This is a genomic window from Brevundimonas sp. (assembly GCF_036677305.1).
Lineage (GTDB): Bacteria > Pseudomonadota > Alphaproteobacteria > Caulobacterales > Caulobacteraceae > Brevundimonas.
The window spans coordinates 1-4,057 of record NZ_JAKFEB010000204.1; the positions used below are offsets into that span (position 1 = coordinate 1).

Annotated in this window: 7 protein-coding genes; all 7 read left to right on the plus strand. The window is 68.2% G+C overall.

All coding sequences use genetic code 11. The features are described 5' to 3' along the window. Positions 1-340: SPOR domain-containing protein (locus V6M42_RS11935; RefSeq protein ID WP_332678644.1), on the plus strand; the 340-nt coding region annotated here is incomplete at its 5' end. A gap of 68 nt (positions 341-408) precedes the next feature. Beyond that, entirely contained in the window at positions 409-975 is a 567-nt protein-coding gene (locus tag V6M42_RS11940) for a hypothetical protein (RefSeq protein WP_332659267.1), read from the plus strand. Positions 976-1,178: 203 nt separating this feature from the next. Next, a complete protein-coding gene (gene rpsF / locus V6M42_RS11945) occupies positions 1,179-1,568 on the plus strand; it encodes a 30S ribosomal protein S6 (protein WP_056615127.1) in 390 nt (129 codons plus the stop codon). A gap of 12 nt (positions 1,569-1,580) precedes the next feature. Further along, on the plus strand, positions 1,581-1,856 hold the full coding sequence (gene rpsR / locus V6M42_RS11950; protein WP_055828934.1) for a 30S ribosomal protein S18: 276 nt from the start codon (positions 1,581-1,583) through the stop codon (positions 1,854-1,856). A 1-nt stretch (position 1,857) separates the two neighbouring features. Further along, positions 1,858-2,442, plus strand: coding sequence for a 50S ribosomal protein L9 (gene rplI / locus V6M42_RS11955; RefSeq protein WP_332678646.1), 585 nt, complete (start codon positions 1,858-1,860; stop codon positions 2,440-2,442). Positions 2,443-2,605: 163 nt separating this feature from the next. Beyond that, positions 2,606-2,983 carry a hypothetical protein gene (locus V6M42_RS11960; RefSeq protein WP_332678648.1) on the plus strand — a complete coding sequence of 126 codons (378 nt, stop codon included), beginning with the start codon at positions 2,606-2,608 and terminating at the stop codon, positions 2,981-2,983. Between the two features lie 133 nt (positions 2,984-3,116). Continuing rightward, on the plus strand, positions 3,117-4,057 hold a 941-nt coding region (locus tag V6M42_RS11965), incomplete at its 3' end, for a DnaB-like helicase C-terminal domain-containing protein (RefSeq protein WP_332678649.1).

Below are 4,057 nucleotides of genomic sequence, written 5' to 3' on the forward strand. Positions count from 1 at the left end.
GACCGCCGATCTGACCGCGACGCTGAATGGCTGCAACGCCCCGGCGCGCGCCGCGCCGCCCCCGGCCCGCCCCGCCGCACGTCCGCCCGCCCGGACCCCCGCGGGCGCCTGGTCTGTCCAGGTCGGCGCCTTCCGCGACGAGACGGTGGCCAGCAACTGGCTGACCGAGGTCAATCGCCGCTTCCGCACCCAGTTCGCGTCCGCCGAACGCACGGTCCAGAACGCCGAAGGCTGGTATCGCTCGCGCTTCACCGGCATGAGCGAACAGGCCGCCCAGGGAGCCTGCGCCGCCCTGGCCGAGCGCCGCGTGACCTGCATGGTCATTCGGCCCCAGGGCTAGGCTGCCGACCGGTTTTGCCGCCCGGCTGAAAGCGGCCTAAGCTCGCCCGACGCGGTTCGGGGAGCGGGATGAGCGCGTTCGAATACACCTCGGTGATGGCCTCGATCATCGTCGGCCTGGCGATCGTCGACATCCTGGTCAGCCTGAACCGGCTGATCCGCGCCGGCGGGTCCGTCCGGTGGCACTGGGCGGCGCCGGTCACCGCCGCGCTGATCGCGATGACGATCATCCAGATCTGGTGGAGCATCTACAGCCCCCAGGACACGCCGATGACCATCGGACAGTTCCTGCCCCTTCTGGTCGAGCTGGTGCTTCTGTTCCTGCTGGCGGCCGCCGCCCTGCCCGACGACATCCCCGCGGGCGGGATCGACCTGCGGCTCTATTACGACCGCAACGGCCCCTATCTATGGAGCCTGTTCGCCGCCAGCCTCGGCTGGGCCCTCGCGATGGGCGCCGTGCAGTGGGTTCTGGCGGGAGAGGGGCCTGCGGCCTTCATCGAACAGCATCTCGTCGATCTGCTCGTCCTGCTGCTCTTCGTCTCCCTGATTTTCGTGCGCCGGCTGTGGTGGCACATGATCGTCCTGGCCTTCGCGGCGCTGGGGCCGATCGGCTGGCTGTCGCGCAGTCTCGGCTGACCCGCCGACGTTCAGGACGCCGGACGACCGCGCTTGCCCCGCCGGCCCTTTTCCCCTATACGCGCCGCCTTTCCAGGGCTTCGGTCCTGGCTGCGGAGCACCAAAGGGTTCGGGAAGTCATCCCGGCCGCCGCGCCAGGATCCATCGTGGGAGAGGACTTACCCGGTCCCCTCGCGCCGACGCCCTACAAGGGAGACTACCGCATGGCTCTTTACGAGCACACGGTCATGTCGCGCCAGGATATCTCCGCGCAACAGGCCGAAGCGCTGAACGACACCATCAAGGGCTTGATCGAAGCCGGCGGCGGCACCGTCGCCAAGATCGAGTACTGGGGTCTGCGCAACCTGACCTACCGGGTCAAAAAGAACCGCAAGGCGCACTATTCGCTGCTCGCCGTCGACTGCCCGCCCGCCGCCATGGCCGAAGTGGAACGTCAGCTGTCGATCAACGAAGACGTCCTGCGCTGGCTGACCGTCCGCGTCGAGGAGCTCGACCTGGAACTGTCGCCGCTGCTGGCCCGCCGCGAGCGCGAGCGCGAACGTGAACGCGAGCGTACGCCGCGTGACGACGCCGCCGCCGAAGCAACCTTCTAAGGGAACCGGAACATGACCGACACCACCGCCCCGTCGCCGGGCGCGCCGGCCGGCTCCGGCCCGGCCCGCCGTCCCTTCTATCGCCGCCGCAAGGTGTGCCCGTTCACGGGCCCGCAAGCGCCGAAGATCGACTACAAGGACGTCAAACTGCTGCAACGCTACATCAGCGAACGCGGCAAGATCGTCCCTTCGCGCATCACGGCCGTTTCCCAGATCAAGCAACGCGAACTGGCCAAGGCCATCAAGCGCGCTCGCTACCTGGCCCTCCTGCCCTACGTGGTGAAGTAAGATGAAGGTCGTTCTGCTTGAACGCGTCGAGAATCTCGGCGCCATCGGCGACGTCGTGTCCGTCAAGGACGGCTTCGCCCGTAACTTCCTCCTGCCGCGCGACAAGGCCCGTCGGGCCACGTCGGCGAACCTGAAGGCCTTCGAACTCGACCGCGCCGCCATCGAGGCCCGCAACGAGAAGAACAAGGCCGACGCAGGCGCCATCGGCTCGAAGATCGACGGCCAGACCTATGTCATGATCCGGCAAGCCGGTGAGACGGGTCAGCTGTACGGATCGGTCGCCGCTCGCGACGTCGTCGAGGCCGTCACGGCCGAAGGCGGCAAGATCGAGCGCAGCCAGATCGTGCTCAACACCCCGATCAAGACCCTGGGCGTCCACGAAGTGCTGGTTCGCCTGCACGCCGAGGTCTCGGCCACGATCAAGATCAACATCGCCCGCTCGGCAGACGAAGCCGAACGTCAGGCGAAGGGCGAGGACGTGATCAAGGCCGCCTACGACGAGGACCGCGAAGCGGCCCTCGAACAGGCCAAGGACATGGTCGCCGGCGGCGCCGGCCAGCAGGAAGGCCTGGGTTCGGAAGCCTGAGGCGTCTTGCCTTCGGCCAGCGCGCCTTGCGCTGCCTGAGCCCAGCCCCACGGCTGAAAGACTTGAGGGGCGCGTCCAGCCGGGCGCGCCCCTTTTGCTTGCGCGACCGCCGTTGTCTGGTCGTGCATGTCCGGGCAAACTGGGGCGTCCGGGGAGATCCGCCATGAAGAAAATTGGACTTGTCGTAGGCTTGGTCGCCTGTCTGGCCGCCGGTTCCGCCCTGGCCCAGTCCGGCATGACGCTGGACGACTTCGTCACCCGCGCCAACCGGATCCCGCTCAACCCGACCGCCATGCTGCGTCCCGATGCGCACCGGCTGAAGGGCGAGGCGGAACGGGCCTTCCGGTCGGTCGGAAACGAGATCGAGACCGCCCGGACCGCCGGACGGACGCCGCCCGCCTGCCCGCCGGAACGCATCAATCTGGACGTGCGCCAGCTTCTGGCCTTCCTGAACGGCATTCCCGAGGCCCGGCGTCAGCGGATGAACGTCACCGACGGCATCCGGTCGTGGATGCGTTCGCGGTATCCCTGCCCGGCCTGATCGGGTTCCAGCGGCGCCGTTAACTGATCCGGCTACGGAATTCGCGGTCGTCCACAGAGCGCCGAATCTGTCCCCTTCCAAGCCTGCGACCAAGACTGACGTAGGCCGCGCGCATGGGTAAGACATGAGCCCCATGAACGCCTTCGCACCGCTCGCCTTCCCCGGTCCCTCGGACTCGGGGTCCATCCCGTCGATGCCCCACAATCTGGAGGCCGAGCAGGCCCTGCTGGGCTCGCTGATGTTCGACAATGCGGTGTTCGAACGGCTCAGCGACCGGCTGCGCGGCAGTCATTTCTACGAGCCCTTCCACCAGCGGCTCTATGAGGCGATCGAGGATCACATCCGTCAGGGCATGCTGGCCGAGCCCACCATCCTGATGGAGCGGTTCAAGCAGGACCCGGCCTTCCAGGAGTTCGGCGGTCTGCGCTACCTCGCCGATCTGGTCGACCGCGCCCCGCCGGCGGCCAACGCCCCCGACTACGCCCGCGTCGTCTACGACCTGGCCCTGCGCCGCGACCTGATCCGCATCGGCGGCGAGATCGTGCGCGAGGCGCCCCAGCCCGAAACCGCCGCCATCGACCAGATCGAACAGGCGGAGCAGCGGCTCTACACCCTGGCCGAGACGGGCAAGCCGTCGTCGGGCTTCGTCAGCTTCTCCAGCGCCCTGTCGGGCGCGGTGCAGATGGCGGCCGAGGCCTATCAGCGCGACGGCAAGCTGGCCGGCCTGGCCACCAACCTTGATGACCTCGACCAGAAACTGGGCGGGCTGCACCCGTCCGACCTGCTGATCCTCGCCGGCCGCCCGTCGATGGGCAAGACGGCGCTGGCCACCAACATCGCCTTCAACGTCGCCCGAAGCTACCGCTGGGAGCCGACGCCCGAGGGCCGCAAGACCGTCAGCGGCGGGGTGGTGGCCTTCTACTCGCTGGAAATGTCGGCCGAGCAGCTGGCCATGCGTATCCTCGCCGACGCGTCGGGCGTGTCGTCGGACAAGCTGCGCAAGGGGGAGATCGACGCCGGCGACTTCGGCAAGATCCGCGAGGCCGCGGTCGAGATCGGCGAAAGCCCCCTGTT